Annotated in this window: 17 protein-coding genes; 13 read left to right on the top strand and 4 right to left on the bottom strand. The window is 72.8% G+C overall.

The window, feature by feature from the left end; translation table 11 throughout:
• Positions 1-119 precede the first annotated feature (119 nt).
• From FS793_RS13380 to FS793_RS16640, 5 genes are all read left to right on the top strand, one after another.
• Complete coding sequence (locus FS793_RS13380; RefSeq protein ID WP_260980166.1) at positions 120-1451, top strand: hydroxymethylglutaryl-CoA reductase, degradative; 1332 nt, start codon at positions 120-122, stop codon at positions 1449-1451.
• On the top strand, positions 1448-2398 hold the full coding sequence (locus tag FS793_RS13375) for a hydroxymethylglutaryl-CoA lyase (RefSeq protein ID WP_144721131.1): 951 nt from the start codon (positions 1448-1450) through the stop codon (positions 2396-2398). The genes FS793_RS13380 and FS793_RS13375 overlap by 4 nt, the downstream gene beginning before the upstream one ends.
• Entirely contained in the window at positions 2395-2847 is a 453-nt protein-coding gene (locus FS793_RS13370) for a hypothetical protein (protein ID WP_144721129.1), read from the top strand. The genes FS793_RS13375 and FS793_RS13370 overlap by 4 nt, the downstream gene beginning before the upstream one ends.
• Entirely contained in the window at positions 2847-4229 is a 1383-nt protein-coding gene (locus FS793_RS13365) for a tripartite tricarboxylate transporter permease (RefSeq protein ID WP_144721126.1), read from the top strand. The genes FS793_RS13370 and FS793_RS13365 overlap by 1 nt, the downstream gene beginning before the upstream one ends.
• Before the next feature lie 111 nt (positions 4230-4340).
• Positions 4341-4469, top strand: coding sequence for a hypothetical protein (locus tag FS793_RS16640; RefSeq protein WP_260980165.1), 129 nt, complete (start codon positions 4341-4343; stop codon positions 4467-4469).
• A 39-nt stretch (positions 4470-4508) separates the two neighbouring features.
• Here FS793_RS16640 and FS793_RS13360 read toward each other — a convergent pair whose 3' ends face one another.
• From FS793_RS13360 to FS793_RS13345, 4 genes are all read right to left on the bottom strand, one after another.
• Positions 4509-5432, bottom strand: a complete 924-nt coding sequence (locus FS793_RS13360; RefSeq protein WP_144721124.1) for an AEC family transporter — start codon at positions 5430-5432, stop codon at positions 4509-4511.
• 90 nt (positions 5433-5522) lie between these two features.
• Positions 5523-6074, bottom strand: coding sequence for an orotate phosphoribosyltransferase (gene pyrE / locus FS793_RS13355; protein WP_144721122.1), 552 nt, complete (start codon positions 6072-6074; stop codon positions 5523-5525).
• Positions 6075-6177: 103 nt separating this feature from the next.
• A complete protein-coding gene (locus FS793_RS13350; protein WP_144721120.1) occupies positions 6178-6729 on the bottom strand; it encodes a maleylpyruvate isomerase N-terminal domain-containing protein in 552 nt (183 codons plus the stop codon).
• A gap of 138 nt (positions 6730-6867) precedes the next feature.
• A complete protein-coding gene (locus FS793_RS13345) occupies positions 6868-7557 on the bottom strand; it encodes a metal ABC transporter ATP-binding protein (RefSeq protein WP_144721118.1) in 690 nt (229 codons plus the stop codon).
• 44 nt (positions 7558-7601) lie between these two features.
• On the opposite strand from FS793_RS13345, the gene aztB reads away from it, so the two are divergent.
• The 8 genes from aztB to FS793_RS13305 all read left to right on the top strand — a co-directional run bounded on the left by aztB (position 7602) and on the right by FS793_RS13305 (position 17120).
• The gene (gene aztB, locus FS793_RS13340; RefSeq protein WP_144721116.1) at positions 7602-8591 is read left to right on the top strand and encodes a zinc ABC transporter permease AztB; all 990 of its coding nucleotides are present in this window, start codon (positions 7602-7604) and stop codon (positions 8589-8591) included.
• A gap of 88 nt (positions 8592-8679) precedes the next feature.
• Positions 8680-9876: an ABC transporter gene (locus tag FS793_RS13335; protein WP_144721114.1), complete on the top strand. Its 1197-nt coding sequence runs from the start codon at positions 8680-8682 to the stop codon at positions 9874-9876.
• A complete protein-coding gene (gene aztC / locus FS793_RS13330; RefSeq protein ID WP_144721112.1) occupies positions 9873-10781 on the top strand; it encodes a zinc ABC transporter substrate-binding protein AztC in 909 nt (302 codons plus the stop codon). The genes FS793_RS13335 and aztC overlap by 4 nt, the downstream gene beginning before the upstream one ends.
• Before the next feature lie 68 nt (positions 10782-10849).
• Positions 10850-12067 carry a hypothetical protein gene (locus FS793_RS13325; protein ID WP_144721110.1) on the top strand — a complete coding sequence of 406 codons (1218 nt, stop codon included), beginning with the start codon at positions 10850-10852 and terminating at the stop codon, positions 12065-12067.
• A 164-nt stretch (positions 12068-12231) separates the two neighbouring features.
• The gene (locus tag FS793_RS13320; RefSeq protein WP_144721108.1) at positions 12232-13044 is read left to right on the top strand and encodes an exodeoxyribonuclease III; all 813 of its coding nucleotides are present in this window, start codon (positions 12232-12234) and stop codon (positions 13042-13044) included.
• Positions 13045-13225: 181 nt separating this feature from the next.
• Positions 13226-15094 carry a hypothetical protein gene (locus tag FS793_RS13315; protein ID WP_186329522.1) on the top strand — a complete coding sequence of 623 codons (1869 nt, stop codon included), beginning with the start codon at positions 13226-13228 and terminating at the stop codon, positions 15092-15094.
• 124 nt (positions 15095-15218) lie between these two features.
• The gene (locus FS793_RS13310) at positions 15219-15572 is read left to right on the top strand and encodes a hypothetical protein (protein ID WP_144721104.1); all 354 of its coding nucleotides are present in this window, start codon (positions 15219-15221) and stop codon (positions 15570-15572) included.
• Positions 15573-15707: 135 nt separating this feature from the next.
• Positions 15708-17120, top strand: a complete 1413-nt coding sequence (locus FS793_RS13305) for a DUF6421 family protein (protein WP_222123762.1) — start codon at positions 15708-15710, stop codon at positions 17118-17120.
• Positions 17121-17252: the final 132 nt, after the last annotated feature.

The following is a 17252-nucleotide window of genomic DNA, read 5'->3' as shown; positions in this document are numbered from 1 at the left end:
CGCGTCGACCATCCGGCGGCCGTCTGCTCGACGAGAGCAGGCGGCCGCCGTCGCATGCGCGGGCTCAGGGAGGACACTCCCAGCGCCTTCGATGTGTCCGGTCGAGACACGGAGCGGCGGTGCGTGCGCTGCTTCGATGGCCGAGGCAGCGCGACGACGCGCACCAGGAAGGCCGGGCAACCGTGGCACGCACCTCCCGTCTCAGCGGGCTCCGATCCCTCGCCCCGGCAGAGCGGCGCGCCGCCGTCGCCGCCGAGCTCGGCATCGCCCCCGACGACCTCGGCGCCTTCCTGGACGGCGGCATCGACCTGACCCACGCCGACCGCATGGTCGAGCACGCGATCGGCACGATCGGCATCCCGGTCGGCGTCGCGACGAACCTCATCGTCGACGGGCGCGAGGTGCTCGTGCCCATGGCGACCGAGGAGCCGAGCGTCATCGCGGCCGCGAGCAACGTCGCGCGCATGGCGCGTCCGCTCGGCGGCTTCACGACCACGACGACCGGTCCGCTCATGCAGGCGCAGGTGCAGCTGCTCGACGTCGCCGACGTGCATGCCGCGCGCGCGCGCATCCTCGAGCGCGAGACGGAGGTGCTCGAGCTCGCGAACGCGCAGGACCCGCGCCTCGTCGAGCACGGCGGCGGCGCGCGCCGCGTCGACGTGCGCATCATCCATGGGCGGCACGCGACGCACCTCGTCGTGCACCTCGTCGTCGACGTGCGCGACGCGATGGGTGCCAACGCCGTGAACACGATGGCCGAAGCGACCGCTCCCCTGCTCGCGAGCATCGCCGAGGGGCGGCACCTGCTGCGCATCCTCACGAACAAGGCCGACCTGCGCCTCGCCCGCGCCCGCGTGCGCATCCGGCCCGACGACATCGGCGGCCCCGAGGTCGTGGCGAACATGCTCGAGGCCGGCGCGCTCGCGCATGACGACCCCTACCGGGCGGCGACGCACAACAAGGGCATCATGAACGGCGTCACGGCCGTCGTGCTCGCCACCGGCAACGACACCCGTGCCGTCGAGGCGGGCGCGCACGCGCATGCCGCGCGCGACGGGCAATACCGATCGCTGTCGACCTGGGAGCGGGATGCCGACGGCAACCTCGCCGCGACGCTCGAGCTGCCGATGCCCGTCGGGCTCGTCGGCGGCGCGACGCGCAGCCACCCCGCGGCGCAGGCTGCCGTGCGGATGCTCGAGGTGACGACGGCCGACGAGCTGGCGCGCATCGTCGTGTCCGTCGGGCTCGCGCAGAACATCGGCGCCGTGCGCGCGCTGTCGGCCGAGGGCATCCAGCGCGGCCACATGGGGCTGCACGCGCGCAACGTCGCCGTGTCGGCCGGTGCGACCGCCGACGAGGTGGATGCGCTCGCCGCACGCATCGTCGCGGCGGGCGCCGTGCGCGCCGACGTCGCCGAGCGCGAGCTCGCCGAGCTGCGAGCCGGCCGATGAGCGTGCGCGACGTGGGGCTGCCCGAGCGCGCGACGCTGCCGGGTGCGCCCGACGCCGTGACGATCTGGGAGGTCGCACCGCGCGACGGCCTGCAGGCCGAGGCCGTGACGCTCGACGTCGACGACCGCATCCGCGCCATCCGCATGCTCGCCGGCGCCGGCCTGCCCGTCGTCGAGGTCGGCTCGTTCGTGCGCGCCGATCGCGTGCCGCAGATGGCCCACTCGGATGCCGTGCTCGCGGGCGTCGCCGACCTGGGCATCCGCACGCCCGTGCTCACGCCGAACCTGCACGGCTACCACGCCGCGCGCGCGGCGGGCGCACAGGACGTGGCGGTGTTCCTCAGCGTCACCGAGACGTTCAGCCACGAGAACCTCGGCGCCGCGCGGGCGCAGACCGAGGCTGCGGCACGCGAGGTCGTGGCGCATGCCCGAGCCGACGGCGTGCGCGTGCGAGGGTATCTGTCGATGGTCTTCGGCGACCCCTGGGAGGGACACGTGCCCGTCTCGGACGTGTCCCGGGTCGCGACGCTGCTGCACGGATGGGGCGTCGACGAGGTGTCGCTCGGCGACACCATCGGGGTCGCGACGCCCGGTCAGGTGCGCGCCGTCGTCGACGCGCTCGTCGCCGACGGCATCCCCCTCGACCGTCTCGCGCTGCACATGCACGACACGTACGGCACCGCGCTCGCCAACGTGCTCGCCGGCCTCGAGGCCGGCGTGCGCACGTTCGACGCATCGGCGGCAGGCGTCGGCGGCTGCCCCTTCGCGCGCAGCGCCACCGGCAACCTCGCCACCGACGACCTCGTGTGGATGCTCGACGGCATGGGCGTGCGCACCGGCGTCGACCTCGATGCCCTCACGGAGGCGAGCGCGTGGCTGTCCACCGCGCTCGGCCGACCCACCCCATCGCGCGTCGCTCGCGCACTCTCGGCGAAGGAGCCCGCATGACCCAGCCACCGCCCGCTGCGACGACGACGGAGTCGAGGCTGCTGGAGGTGTGGGGAGACACCGTCGACCAGCGCCACCTCGTGCTGTCGATCGTGCTGGGCGTCGGCCTCGGCGCCCCCGTGTTCCTCGGCACCAGCTGGCTCCTCGGCATGACCGACGTGGCCGAGGGCCTGCAGCGCTCCTACGCCCTGTTGGCCGGCATCGCCGCGTGCCTCATCGCCGCCGTCATCGCCGCACGGCTGTTCGGCCCGAAGCGCACGGTCGAGATCGGCGCCGAGACCGCGGGCTCGCGCCAGGAGGCCATGGACGCCATCGAGGCCGAGATCGGCCCGCTCGGCGACCCCGACGAGCTGCCGGCGCGCCTCCTCGCCGAGGTGCGTGCGCTGGGTCTCTACGACGACCTTGCCGCGCAGCACCGTCGTCGCACCGAGGCGGAGGGTGCCGCCTGATGGACATCCTCGAGCTCTTCGCATGGGCCGCGGGCATGGCCCTCGTCGGCGCGATCGTCTTCGGCCTGCTCGGCCTCGTCTCCGGCACCGACGAGACGGCGACGATCGCCCCGATCACCCTGCTCGTCATCCTGCTGGGCGTGGCGCCCGTGGGCGTCTTCGCCTTCTTCATGGCGGCGATCTCGGCGAAGCACATCACCCACGCGATCCCGACGACGCTGCTCGGCATCCCCGGCGACACGCTCGCGGCGCCGCTGCTGCGCGACGCGCAGCTGCTGCGCGAGCTGGGCGTGCCGCACATCGCGCTGCGCAAGGCGATCTCCGGCGGCGTCATCGCTGCGATCATCGCCGTCCCGGTCGCCGTGCTGTTCGCATGGATCCTCACGCCGTTCTCCGACGCGATCGGCGCGGTGGCGCCGTGGCTGTTCCTCGCCGCTGCCGCGCTCATCGCGGTCGTGTCGAAGGGACGCTGGCGCGCGCTGGTTGCGCTCGTGCCGTTCGTCCTGCTCATCGTGGCGCTGCGCGACGGCTCGACCGCGATCCTCGGCACGCCGCTGTCGATCTCGTTCTTCCTCGGCATCGCCACGGGCCCGCTCATCCTCGATCTCTTCCTGGCGTCGACGCCCCGCGGCCGCGCGCGCATGCGTCGGGATGCGCCGCGCGTGTTCGAGCTCGCCGCCGACTCGCGCACGTGGTCGGGACGCATGCCGAACCCGCTGCAGGTGCTCGACGGGCGGCAGGCGGCATCGACCGCCGGCGCGGCCGTGGTGTCGAGCGCGACCTTCGTGTTCTCGCCCGTCGCGATGACGGTGCTCATGGGAGAGGCGTTCGCGGGGCGGATCAAGAACGGCTACCGCCGACTCACGTCGATGATGGCGATCAAGAACGGCACGACCGAGTCGACCTACATCGCCGAGACCCTCATCCCGCTCATCGCGATCGGCCTCCCCCTGTCGCCCACGGCGGCCGGCCCGGCGAACCCGCTGTTCAACGCGCCGCCGGTCTACACGATCGACGCCGAGGCGGGCACGACGAACAACCTGCACGACATGCTCGAGCCGTGGCAGTTCCTCGTGTTCGGCCTCCTCGCGGTGATCGTCGCGGTGCTGCTGACCTACCCGTTCGCGATGACGCAGGCGCATCGCGCGGCGTCGTGGATCATGCGGAAGGTGAGCCACGAGGCGGTCATCGGCGCGTTCGCGGGCCTCATCGCCGTGATCTGCCTCTACGAGGGCGGTCTCGTCGCCCTGGGCGTGGCGATCGTCGTCGGCCTCGCCGGCGGAGCGCTCAACCGCCTCGTGAAGATGCACACCGGCGTGCAGTTCATGGGCTTCTACGTCGCGGTGCTGACGGTGCCCGCCGTCCTGGCGCTGCTCGGCTGACGGCATACGGAGCGCCGCTCGGCAAGGGGTCGAGGGTGGAGGTGCCGATCGCGTTGACTCGGACCTCCACCCGCCGTCAGCGGCGCTGACCGAACGATCGGATCCACCTCCATGCGCAAGCGTCTCCTCACGATGGTCGTGACCGCCCTCGTCCCCGTCGTGATCAACTTCATCGTCGACAAGGTCCAGTCGCGCCAGCAGCAGCAGGGCGGCTCGTCGAAGCGGCGCGGCAAGCGCTGATCCCCGCCCGCCGCATCGCGCGGCGGGCCGGCGCATCCGCTACGGATGCAGCAGCCACGCCACGAGCAGCATGACCGGCAGCGACAGGATCGTCGTGAGCAGGATGACGTCGCGGGCGACGACCTGCGCCGTCTGGTAGCGCAGGGCGTACTGGTACATGTTCTGCGCCGTCGGCAGCGCGCCCATGACCGTGCAGGCGTAGACGAGGTCGTCGGGCAGCTGGAACGCGAAGCGCGCGAGCACGAACGCGATCGCCGGCGCCGCGAACGACTTCAGCGCCGTCGCCAGCAGCACCTCCTTGCGTCCCGAGCCGCGCTGCAGCGGCTTGTCGCCACCGAGCGAGATGCCGAACGCGAGCAGCATGAGCGGCACCGCGGCGCCGCCGAGGATCTCGAGCGGCGCGAGCACCGGATCCGGGATCTGCAGGCCGGTGAGCGACACGAGCGCGCCGAGCACGGAGGCGATGAGGATGGGGTTGCGCAGCGGCTGCGTCACGATGCCCCAGAACGACGCCTTGCCCGCACGCACGACGTCGAGGATGCCGAGCAGGACGGGCGCGAGCACGAGCAGCTGCAGCATGATCATGGGGCCGACGAACTGCGCGTCGCCGATCACGTAGACGGCGACCGGCAGGCCGATGTTGTTGACGTTCGAGTAGCCCGACGTCGACGCGCCGATCGCGATGCGCCCGACGTCCTTCGTGAAGAGGAGGCGAGCGATGAGCACGTAGATCGCCGCGACCGAGACGAACATGAGCAGCGCGACGAGCAGCACGCCCGAGAACAGCACGCGGATGTCGGATGCGGCGAGCACCGTGAAGAGCAGCGCGGGGCTGGCGCCGAAGAACGCGACCTTGTTGAGCACGAGCCGATCGTCCTGCGAGACGACCTTCGTGCGGGCGAGCAGCCAGCCGACGAGGATGACGAACGCGATGATCGCGAACCCGATGAGCACGCCGCCCATCCGTCTCCTCTCGTCTGCTGCTCGGCACAGATCTGAGGTTCTCGGCCCTTTCTGATGTCAGAAAGGGCCGAGAACCTCAGATCGTCAGGGTCACTGGGGCGCGAGGCCCAGGTCGGCGAGGCCGATCGCCGCGCGGTACTCGACGCCGGCAGCCTCGATCGCCGCCTGCGCACCCGTCGAGCGGTCGACGATGACCGCCACGGCCACGACCTCGGCGCCGACCTTGCGCAGCGCCTCGATCGCGGCGATCGGCGAACCGCCCGTCGTGGAGGTGTCCTCGAGCACGACGACGCGCTTGCCCGCGAGATCCGGACCCTCGACCTGGCGGCCGCGGCCGTGGTCCTTCGGCTCCTTGCGCACGACGAACGCATCCACCGCGAGCCCGCGAGCGAGGCCGCGGTGCAGCACGGCGTTCGCGAGCGGGTCGGCACCCATCGTGAGGCCGCCGACCGCGGCGACGTCGGGGATGTCGGCGATGAGGTCGAGCAGCACGTCGCCGATGAGCGGGGCGCCGCGGTGGTCGAGCGACAGCTTGCGCATGTCGACGTAGTACGTCGCGCGCTTGCCGCTGGTCAGCACGAAGTCGCCGTGGAAGACGGCCTCGTCGCGGATGAGCTGGATGAGGTCGTCGCGCGCGGTCACGGCTCCAGGCTACCCAGGGCACGGGCGTGGTCGATGCCACCCGCGGCCGCTCGCGGCGTCGGGCGCCGAGCGTGCACGAGCGCGATGCGGCTCGATCGCGCGGTCAGACGCGTCGACCCGCCCACGCCATGATCGCCGTCGTGCGCGACGCGCCCTCGGGCGCCGGCATCGCATCCCCGAACACGACGGGCGAGCGCACGTCGGCGTCGACGATCCGCGACGGCAGCCCCTCCGCGAACGCGAGCAGCGGCTCGGGCAGCTCGAGACGCTCGGCGAGCCCGATGCGGGCGATGCCCCACCGGATGTCCCACGCGTGCATCGTGAGGTCCATCGTCGGGAAGTACAGCAGCGGCAGGCGCTCGTCGTCGCAGGCGTCGACGATGGCCATGGCCTCGCGGGCGGTGCGCTCCCAGACGCCGATGGCGCGCACGGCGGCGACGTCGGCACGCGCCGACGTCGGTCCGAGGGGCTCCGCGCCGGAGGTCAGCGGCGCGATGACGTTGCCGCGCTGCGTCAGGGCGAGATGCAGCACGACGTCGGCGATCGTCCAGCCCTCGCACGCCGACGGCAGCCCGAGCGAGTCCGAGGCCGCGAGCGCCTCGGCGGTGAACAGCTCGAGCGCGTCGAGGTAGAGCTCGCGGAGCGGCAGCGCCATGCGCTCATCCTGCCGGATGCGCCGTGTCCGAGATGCGGAAGGGGTGACGCCGTGTCACGGGCGTCCGTCCACCGTGCGCGGGGCCGACCGTCGCAGCCGCGCCGCACCGGTCGCGGCGCCGGGCCGCCGCGAGCTCGATCACCCGAGCGCGAGCGCCTCCACCGCCATGCGGGCCTGCACGTCGGCGACCGCTGCCGGCGTCCCCGCCGCGAGCACCCTGCCCCGCTCGAGCAGCACGGCGTGGTCGGCGCGGGCGAGCGACGTGCGGTCGTGCGTGGCGACGACGACGGTTGCCCCGTCGTCGGCGAGCGCGCGCATCGCGGCGTCGATGCGGTCGCGGGAGGCGGCGTCGGCCGACGCCGTGGGCTCGTCGAGCAGCGTGAGCGGGGCGGCCTGCACGAGTCCCTGGGCGACGAGCGCACGCTGACGCTGCCCACCCGAGAGCGCCGCGATCGGGCGGTCGGCGAACGACAGCATGCCGACGACCTCGAGCGCGTCGTCGATGCGCGCTCGGTCGCCCCGGCGCAGGCGACCGACGAGGCCGAGCTCGCGCCACAGCCCCATGGCGACCGTCGCGCGCACCGTGAGCGGCAGCCGGTCGCCGAGGTCGGTGCGCTGCACGACGAGCGCGCGCCGATCGGGCAGGCCGGATGCGTCGCCGACGAACGGCAGCACGCCGGCGAGCACCTCGAGCAGGGTCGACTTGCCCGAGCCGTTGTCGCCGACGAGCGCGGTCACGGAGCCCTCGGGCAGCGTGCACGAGACGTCGGCGAGCGCCGCACGGCCCCCGCGGAGGGCGTGGACGTGGTCGAGCGCGATCGCAGCCATCCTCCGATTGTACTTTGATAACCGTTATCAGTTACGTTCGATGCGTGCCCTGGATCCTGGAGCCGTTCGAGACGGCCTTCTTCGCCCGCGCGCTGCTCGGCGGCGTGCTGGCGGCGACGATCTGCGCCATCGCCGGCGCCTGGGTCGTCGCACGCGGCATGGCCTTCCTCGGCGAGGCGCTCGGCCACGGCATGCTGCCCGGCGTCGCCATCGCGACCCTCGTCGGCGCCTCGCCCATCGCCGGCGCCGCCGTGAGCGCCGCCCTCATGGGCGTGGGGATCGGCTGGCTCACGCGCCGCTCGCGCCTGCAGCACGACACCGCGATCGGCATCGCGTTCGTGGGCATGCTCGCGACCGGCGTCATCGTCGTGAGCCACTCGGGATCCTTCGCGACCGACGTCACCGCCATGCTCTTCGGCGACGTGCTCGCCATCCGCACGCCCGAGCTCGTGGCCCTCGGCGTCGGCCTGTTCGCGACCGCGATCGTCGCGCGCCTGCTGCACCGCCCGCTCACGGCGCTCGCGTTCGACGAGCGCGTCGCCACGACGCTCGGCATGCGCCCGCGGCTCGCGCGCGTCGGCCTGTCGGCGCTCGTGATCGTCGCCGTCGTCGCCTCGTACCAGGCCGTCGGCACCCTGCTCGTCGTGGCCCTGCTCGTCGCGCCACCCGCCGCCGCGGCCCTCTGGGCGCGGAGCATCGGCGCGACGATGGCCGGCGGCGCGGGCATCGGCGCCGCCGCCGTCGTCGCCGGCCTGCTCGCCTCCTGGCACCTCGCGACCGCGGCGGGCGCATCCATCGCCGTCGCCGCGGTGCTGCTCTTCACCGTCTCCGCGGTCGCCCACGCGATCGCGACGCGCTCGCGGAGCGATGCGGATGCGTCGGCTGCGCCGGCGTCCGCCGCGTCGGCACCAGCGCCCGCACCCGCACCCGCCCCGACGGGAGGACGGCCCGTAGGTGATCGCCGAGTGGTCGCGGACGGTCGAACGGTGGTCACGGATGGCAGCCATCCGCGACCAGTCGACCGCCATTCATGACCAGTCATCGACCATTCGTGACCAGTCGGCATCCCGAGGCGAGCAGTCGCCGGCCGACCGTCGCCATCCCCACCCCCGAGAGGACCGCATGATCCCGCGCCACCGCGCATCCCGCCGAGCAGCATCCGCGCTCGCCGTCGCCGTGCCCGCGCTGCTCGTGCTCGCCGCATGCACGAGCGCGCCCGATGCCGAGTCGGACGACGACGCCGACGCGACCCCGCACGGCTTCGTCGAGGGCGCGAGCGAGCACGAGGAGCCGCAGCTCGGCCTCGTCGGCGTGACCGCGGCCGGCGACGTGACGATGCTCGACCTGCTCAGCGAGGAGACCGCGGCCGTCGGCGAGATCGGCGCCGTGACCCACGTCGCCGACGACGGCCGCTTCGTCGCCGCGACGACCGCCGACGGCATCGCCATCGTCGACTCCGGCGCATGGACCGTCGAGCACGGCGATCACAACCACTACTACCGGGCGCATCCGCACGTCGCAGCGACCATCGAGGCCGACGGCCCGGCGCGCATCGCGTCGACCGAGCTCGTCACGGTCGTGCTCGCCGAGGGAGCCGGCGAGGTCGTCGTGCTCGACCGCGGCGACCTCGGCCAGGGCACGACCACCGAGCTCGGACGCTTCGACGCGGATGCCGTGGCGGCGGTGCCCCTCGGCGACGCGATCCTCGTCGCCGACGCCTCGGGCGTGCGGCTCGTCGACCACGACGGCGACGCGCTGACCGAGCCGACGGCGTGCACCGACCCGACGGATGCGATGCAGACCCGCGTCGGCGTCGCCGTGACGTGCGCGGAGGGCGCCGTGCTCGCGACGGCCGCGGATGCGCCGCTCGAGTCCATCCCCTACCCCGCGGGCACCGACCCGGCGACGGTGGCGACCGCGATCGACGGTCGCCCCGGGCGCCCCACCGTCGCCGCCGTCGCCGGCGACGCGGGGCTGTGGCTGCTCGACACCCGGGAGCGCTCGTGGACGCTCGTCCCCACCCAGACGCCGCTCGTGCGCGTCGCCGCGGTCGACGACGCCGACGAGCACGTCGTGGCCATCGCCGCCGATGGCCGCGTGCTGGCGATGGATGCGACGGGCGCCGTGCTCGGCGCCACCGAGCCGCTGCTCGCCGACGCGATCGCCTCGGACGCGACGCCGACGATCGACGTCGACGCCTCCCGCGCGTACGTGCCCGTCGGCGACGGCACCGTGCTCGAGATCGACTACGCCGACGGCGCCCGCATCGCCCGCACCCTCGAGGTCGCCGGCGACGCCGTGACGGAGGTCGGCCGATGAGGCGCGCGCTCGCGGCGGTCGCGAGCGCCGTCCTCGCCGCCGGCGTCCTCGCGGCGTGCGCGCCCGCATCCGAGGGTCCGCGCATCGTCGTGACGACGAACATCCTCGGCGACGTCGTCGAGACCCTCGTGGGCGAGCAGGTCGAGGTCGCCACGCTCATGCAGCCGAACGCCGACCCCCACTCGTTCGAGATCTCCGCACGCCAGGCGGCCGACATGGAGGCCGCCGACCTCGTCGTCGCCAACGGCCTCGGGCTCGAGGAGGGGCTCCTGCAGCACGTCGAGACCGCAGCGGATGCGGGCGTCCCGATCACCCTGGCCGGCGACGTCGTCGAGGTGCTCGAGTACGCGACCGAGGATGCGTCGGGCCCCGACCCGCACTGGTGGACGGATCCGACGCAGATGGTCGCGGTCGTCGACGCACTCGAGGACGCGATCGCCGAGCATGTCGACGGCATCGACGCCGACGCGCTCGCTGACGCCGCCGACGACTACCGCGGCGAGCTCGAGGCGCTCGACGCGGACCTCGAGACCCGCTTCGACGCGATCGGCGCCGACCGCCGCGTGCTCGTGACGAACCACCACGTCTTCGGCTACCTCGCCGAGCGCTACGACTTCCGCATCGTCGGCGCCGTCATCCCCGGCGGCTCGACGCTCGCGGCGCCGAGCGCGAGCGACCTCGACGACCTGGCCGCGGCGATCGAGGAGGCGGGCGTGCCCGTCATCTTCGCCGAGTCGTCGCAGCCCGACCGGCTCATCCAGGTGCTCGCGGAGGAGGTGGGCGTCGACGTGCGCGTCGAGTCGCTCTTCACCGAGTCGCTCACCGAGCCCGACGGCGGCGCGGGCACCTACCTCGAGCTCATGCAGGCGAACGCCGACCGCATCGAGGCGGCGCTCGCCCCCTGACCCCCGCGTCGCCCACGGCGACGCAACCCGTGCGGCGCATGCCGCATCCCCACCACGAGAGGAACCCCATGACCACCCACCACAGCATCCGACGTCGTGCGACGTCGGCGATCGGCGTCGCCGCCGCGGCCGCGCTCGCCCTCGCGGCGTGCTCGACGGCCGACGCCGAGCCCGCCGCATCCGAGTCCGCATCCGAGGAGGCGCACGACCACGCCGGTCGCCTGGCCCTCACGGTCGACGGCGGCGTCGTCGTGCTCGACGCCGAGACGCTCGAGCCGGTCGGCGACGAGGTCGCGCTCGACGGCTTCCTGCGCGTCAACCCCGCCGGCGACGGCGAGCACGTCTTCATCACGTCGTCGCAGGGCTTCGAGGTGCTCGCGACGGGCGCGTCGACCGACGACGAGCCGGCGCTCACCGGCGCCGTCTTCGAGGGCGCCGCCGCGGGCCACGTCGTGCTGCACGACGGCCGCACCGTGCTCTTCGACGACGCGACCGGCGACTTCTGGGCATTCGACACCGACGCGCTCACCGACTCCGCCGACCTGCCCGCCGACGTCGACGCGTACGAGTCGGAGGCGGCGCACCACGGCGTCGCCGTCGAGCTGGCCGACGGCACGATCGTGTCGACGCTCGGCACCGAGGAGGCCCGCACGGGCGTGCGCATCCTCGACGCCGACGGCACCGAGATCGCCCGCGACGAGACCTGCCCCTCGGTGCACGGCGAGGGCGTCGCCGCCGACGAGCACGTGCTCATCGGCTGCCAGGACGGCGTGCTGCTGTACGCCGACGGCGAGTTCACGAAGCTCGACAGCCCCGACGACTTCGGCCGCGTCGGCAACCTGTACACGACGCACGAGTCGTCGATCGCGTTCACCGACTACCGCGACGACCCCGACGCCGAGGGCAGCCTGCTGCACCGCATCGGCATGGTCGACACCGCCGCGGGCACGTGGGAGATCGTCGACCTGCCCGAGGGCGTCGAGTACACGTGGCAGGGCGTCGAGCGCGACCACCACGGCGACCTGTGGATCATCGGCACCGACGGCGCGCTGCACCTCGTCGACGGCGAGACCGGCGCGTTCACCGAGTCGTTCCCTGCGATCGAGGCGTGGGAGGGTCCGGCCGAGTGGCAGGAGGCTCACCCGTACCTCGTGGTCGAGGGCCACACGGCGTACGTGACCGACCCGGCCTCGAGCCGCATCGTCGCCATCGACCTCGAGTCGGGCGAGACGATCGCGGAGGCGGCGCTCGACGCCGCCCCGAACGAGATGGCCTTCGCGGGCTGATCCCCGCCGGCGCTGCGCGAGGCCCGCATCCCATCCAGGGATGCGGGCCTCGCGTCGTGCATGGGTCGCCGACGCGCTTCCAGCTCGTCGAGGAGCGCGCGAGCGCAGCAGATGGCGAGACCGTGCCGCCGACTCGTGTCGCCACCACGAAATAGGCTGATGCCATGCGCGTCGCGACCTGGAACGTGAACTCCGTCCGTGCCCGTGTGGGGCGCATCGTGGACTGGCTCGAGCGATCCGACGTCGACGTGCTGGCGATGCAGGAGATCAAGTGCCGCGTCGACCAGTTCCCGTACGAGCAGTTCGAGGCCGCCGGGTACCACGTGGAGGCGCACGGCACGAACCAGTGGAACGGCGTCGCGATCGCGTCGCGCCTGCCGATGGTCGACGTCGTGCGGCAGTTCGACGACCAGCCCGGCTACGCGAACACGGGCGAGCCCGTCGTCGAGGCGCGGGCGATGGCAGCGACGGTCGAGGGCGTGCGGCTGTGGAGCCTGTACGTGCCGAACGGCCGCGACCTGGGCCATCCGCACCTCGCGTACAAGCTCGAGTGGCTGCGCATCCTCGCCGAGCACGCGAAGACGTGGCAGCGCATGCCGCTCGCGCTCATGGGCGACTTCAACATCGCGCCGTTCGACCACGACGTGTGGGACATCGCCGCATTCGCCGAGTCGACGCACGTGTCGGAGCCCGAGCGCGAGGCGTTCCGCACGTTCGAGCGCCTGGGCATGGTCGACGTCGTCCGCGACCGCGCGAGCGGCTACACCTACTGGGACTACAAGGCCGGTCGCTGGCAGAAGGGCGAGGGCATGCGCATCGACTTCGTGCTCGGCACCGCCCCGTTCGCCGAGCTCGTCACGGGTGCCCGGATCGACTCCGGCGAGCGAGCGGGCGACGCCCCGAGCGACCACGTGCCCGTCGTCGTCGACATCGACGTCGAGACCGAGCTCGACGACGATCGCCCGATGATCTTCTAGGGATCGGATCGCACGACGACCCGCCAGCCACGGCATCTCCAAGCGACCCGCCGAATCATTGGCCGAATCGGCACAGGCTGAGGAGGCGGTCGGCGACGAACCATCTGCACGACGCGCGTCGCCCTGGATCCGCCAGGCCGTCGACGCCTCGGAGCACGGAGTGTCGACGATGACCCACGCCATGACCCACGGGACGGGGCGCACGCGCACCTCCCTCCGCACACGGATGGCCGCCGCAGGGGTGTCCTTCGCGCTCGCAGCCACCGCCGCCCTCCTTGCGGCACCGGCTGCGTCGGCCGTCGAGCAGCCCTTCTCGGTGACGAGCCCGACGAACGGCTCCGCCGTCGACTCGACGATGCCGACCTTCTCGGGCCTCGGCACGACGGGCAACAGCGTCACCCTGACCTACAGCGGACAGGGCCTCGGCTCGTACGTCGCGGGCACCGCGGTGGTCGACGACGCCGGCGAGTGGTCGACGGCGACGAGCTTCGCCTCCGCGAACCCGGGCGAGACCGAGACGCGCGTGCGCGTCACGGAGACGACCCCGGGAGGCACCGAGACCGGCGCGTTCTTCATCACCATCACGTTCCCGTCGGCACCAGTGCCGGCTGCGGCGCAGTTCACGCTCGAGTCGCCGCTCGAGGGCGAGACGCGCAACGACCTGCTGAACATCGTGCACTTCGTGGGCACCGGCGAAGTGGGCAACACGGTGACCGTGCGCTACTTCGACGGCCGTGGCGGCGTCGCGACCGCAGGCGTCGCGACGGTCGACCAGGGCGGTCGCTTCGACGTCTTCGCCACGTTCCGCGAGCTGCCCGCTGGGCAGACGTTCGCGAACACGTTCACCCGGCAGTTCGCACCCGACGGCACCCCCGCCTCCGTGGAGATCGGCCGCACCATCAACTTCGCCGTCGCCCCGGTCGAGGCCACGCCGTTCGCCGTCGTGAGCCCCGAGAGCGGCGAGCGCGTCGCGACGACGACGCCCGAGTTCACGGGCACGGGAACGCCGGGCGACACCGTGACCCTGCGCTACGGCGGACAGCAGCTCGGCTCCTACCTCGCGGGCGAGACCATCGTCGAGGACGACGGCACCTGGACCGTGCCGACGACCGACTTCACGAGTGCGAACTTCGGCGAGACCGAGATCCGCGTGGTCGCCACGGCGACGAGCCCCGCGGGCGTCGAGCGACCCGGCAGCCGGTTCGTCGACATCATCCTGCCCGAGGCTCCCGCGCAGCAGATCGTCTTCACGTTGACGACGCCCGAGGAGGGCGACACGATCGCCGACCCGCGTGCGGGCGTGGCGTACGTCGGCACCGGCGTGGCCGGCAACACGATCGTCGTGCAGTACTTCGACGGACGCGGCGGACTGGCCGAGGCCGGCTCCGCGATCGTCGACGACGACGGCACCTTCGAGGTCACCGCGATCTTCGACGGGCTGCCGGCAGAGCAGCTGTTCGCCAACACGTTCACGCAGCAGCTCGACGCCGACGGCGAGCGCGTCGCGCAGGAGATCGCTCGCACGATCTTCTTCGAGGTCGCGCCCGTCACGACGCCGCTCGCACCGCCGACGCTCGACCAGCCGGTCGTCGACGGCACGACCGTGACCTTCACGGGCACGGGCGTCGCGGGCGCCACCGTGTCGGTCTCGATCGTCCCGGCCCTGCCGCCGACGGGCGCTGAGGGCGAGTTCGACGGTGCGCAGGTCAGCGCGACCGTGGCCGAGGACGGCACCTGGACGGCGTCGATCGAGCTCGGCGCCGGCGACTACCTCGCCTCGGCGAGGCAGTCCACGGGTGACGGCGCCGACCGGTCCGCGCCGAGCGAGGGCCGCTCGTTCACGGTCGCCGCAGTCGCCGCACCGCCCACGGTGACGCCGCCGACCGCACCGCCGGTCGCCGGTGGTGGCGCAGGTGGCGGCGCAGGCTCCGGCAGCCTGCCCGTGACGGGCGTCGAGCTCACCGGCTCGCTGCTCGCGGCGATGCTGCTGCTCGCCGCCGGTGCCGCGACGCTCGTCACGCGACGGCAGCGGGCGCTCGCGCAGCGCTGACCTCGCACCGCACCTGCGCCCATCCGCGCGTCGTCCGTCGACGCTCGGGTGGGCGCAGATGCGTCGAGCGCCACCCACCGCGCGACCGGAGCAGCGTGCCATGCTGACCGCGATCGGAGGATGCGTGGAGGCAGACGAGGCGACGACGCGGCAGCCCGAGAGCTCGCTGCGCGTCGTGGCGCTCATGGTGCTGTCGGTCGTGCTCGTCGGCGCGCTCGCGACGCTCGGGCTCGTGCCGCTGTTCGTCGTGGCGCAGCCGTGCCCGATCGCGCTGCAGCCGTGCGACGAGGCGTCGGGCCTCGTCGCGCTCGTGCTCATGCTCGCCGTGCCGGCGGCCGCGGCGGTGGTCGGCATCGTCGGTGGCGCCGTGCAGCTCGCCCGGCGCCGCCGCGCGATCCGCTGGCCGGCGATCGCGTGCGCCGTCGCGGTCGCCTCGTGGCTCGCGGGGCTCGCGATCGCGCTCGTCGCGGCGTCCTAGTCCTCAGCCCGCACCGCATCCGAGCGCGCACGCAACGAACCTGCGCCGCGCGCTGCGCATCGTCGCGACGCACGGAACGCGCAGCAAAGTCGCCCCCGTGCACAATCCTTGTGCGAGCGGCCCTTCCTACGCTGGATGCATCCCCCGATCGCCCGCCAGGAAGGCTCTGACGTGACCATCGCCACGCCCCTCTCGACCACCGAGCTCGCGCAGCACCCCGCATGGCTGCGCCTGAAGGCCGCTGCCACCGCGCTGCAGCCCCTGCAGTCCAAGACGGGCGCGATCGAGGATGCGGCGCACCACGACGCGGCGCGTGCGAACGTCGCCGACCTCGTCGAGGGCATGCGCGAGCTCGCTCCGCTGCTCCCGCACGACGCCGAGTACCTCGAGCAGTCGGCGATCGACTTCGAGCGCTGGGCCGAGCGCGGCTTCGACGTGCCCGACCACTTCGACTCGCTGCTGCGCTTCCAGCCCCAGCAGCACCGCATCGACGGCCTGCAGCACCTCGTCGTCTTCCCCATGTACACGCAGAACGGCTCGCCGAACCGGCTCGTCGAGGCCGTGCTCGTCGAGGTCATCTGGCCCGAGTTCATCGCCGATCTCGAGGCCACCGACTACTCGAACGCGCTGTTCGTGCCGCTGCGCTTCATCGACTTCACCGCCGGCTACGACACGAACTCGGCCGTGCTCTTCCCCGAGACCGTCGCGATGCGCGAGATCCCCACCTTCACCTGGGGTGCGATCTTCCAGGACCGCGAGGCCGCGCGCTTCCGCCGCGTCGTGCGCGCCGCCGTCGACGTCACGAAGCTCGACCTGCCCGCCGACGTCGCCGCGATGCTCGACGACCAGCGGCTCACGGAGGAGGTCTTCGTGATGTGGGACCTCATCCACGACCGCACGCACATGCGCGGCGACCTGCCGTTCGACCCGTTCATGATCAAGCAGCGCATGCCGTTCTTCCTCTACTCGCTCGAGGAGCTGCGCTGCGACCTCACCGCCTTCCGCGAGTCCGTCGCGATCGAGCGTCGCCTCACGGCGCAGGAGGTGCGCAGCGAGGCCGACGAGCTGCTGATGCAGCGTGCGCGGCTCGTGCAGTTCGCCGTGATCTTCGACCGCATCTTCCGCTTCTCGATCACGGGCTCGCGCGTGCGCAACTACGACGGGCTCGGCGGCCAGCTGCTGTTCGCGTGGCTGCACCAGCGCCGCGTGCTGCACTGGACCGACACGCAGCTCGCGTTCGACTGGGATGCGGTGCCCGACATGGTCAACGAGCTCGGCGCCGCGATCGAGCACCTGTACTGGCGCTCGATCGATCGCCCGAAGGTCGCGCACTGGCTCGCCGCGTACGAGCTCGTGTCGGCCACGGTCGAGCCGCACCCCGCGTCGGCGTGGAAGGCGGGCGACCTGCCGCTCACGGGTGCGCCGCGCGAGATGACGGATCTCGTGATGGACGATGAGTTCCCGCTGTCGATGTTCTTCGAGGCCTTCGAGCGCAAGATGCGCGACGTCATCGCATCCACCTCAGGCATCACGGCAGCGAGCGCCTAGCCGTCCCCCGATCCGCTCCTCCGAGACGCCCCAGACCTTCGTGGTCCGGGGCGTCTTCGCGTTCCCGGGCGCGTCGCCGCGGCCGCCCATGGTCGATGGATGCTCCTGCCGGCGCCTGTCGACGAGCGCGAA

Origin of the sequence: Agrococcus jejuensis (assembly GCF_007679035.1) — a bacterium.
Classification (GTDB): Bacteria; Actinomycetota; Actinomycetes; order Actinomycetales; family Microbacteriaceae; genus Agrococcus; species Agrococcus jejuensis_A.
The sequence above is the reverse complement of the archived record's forward strand: the minus strand, read 5'-3'. Positions and strand labels throughout refer to the sequence as shown.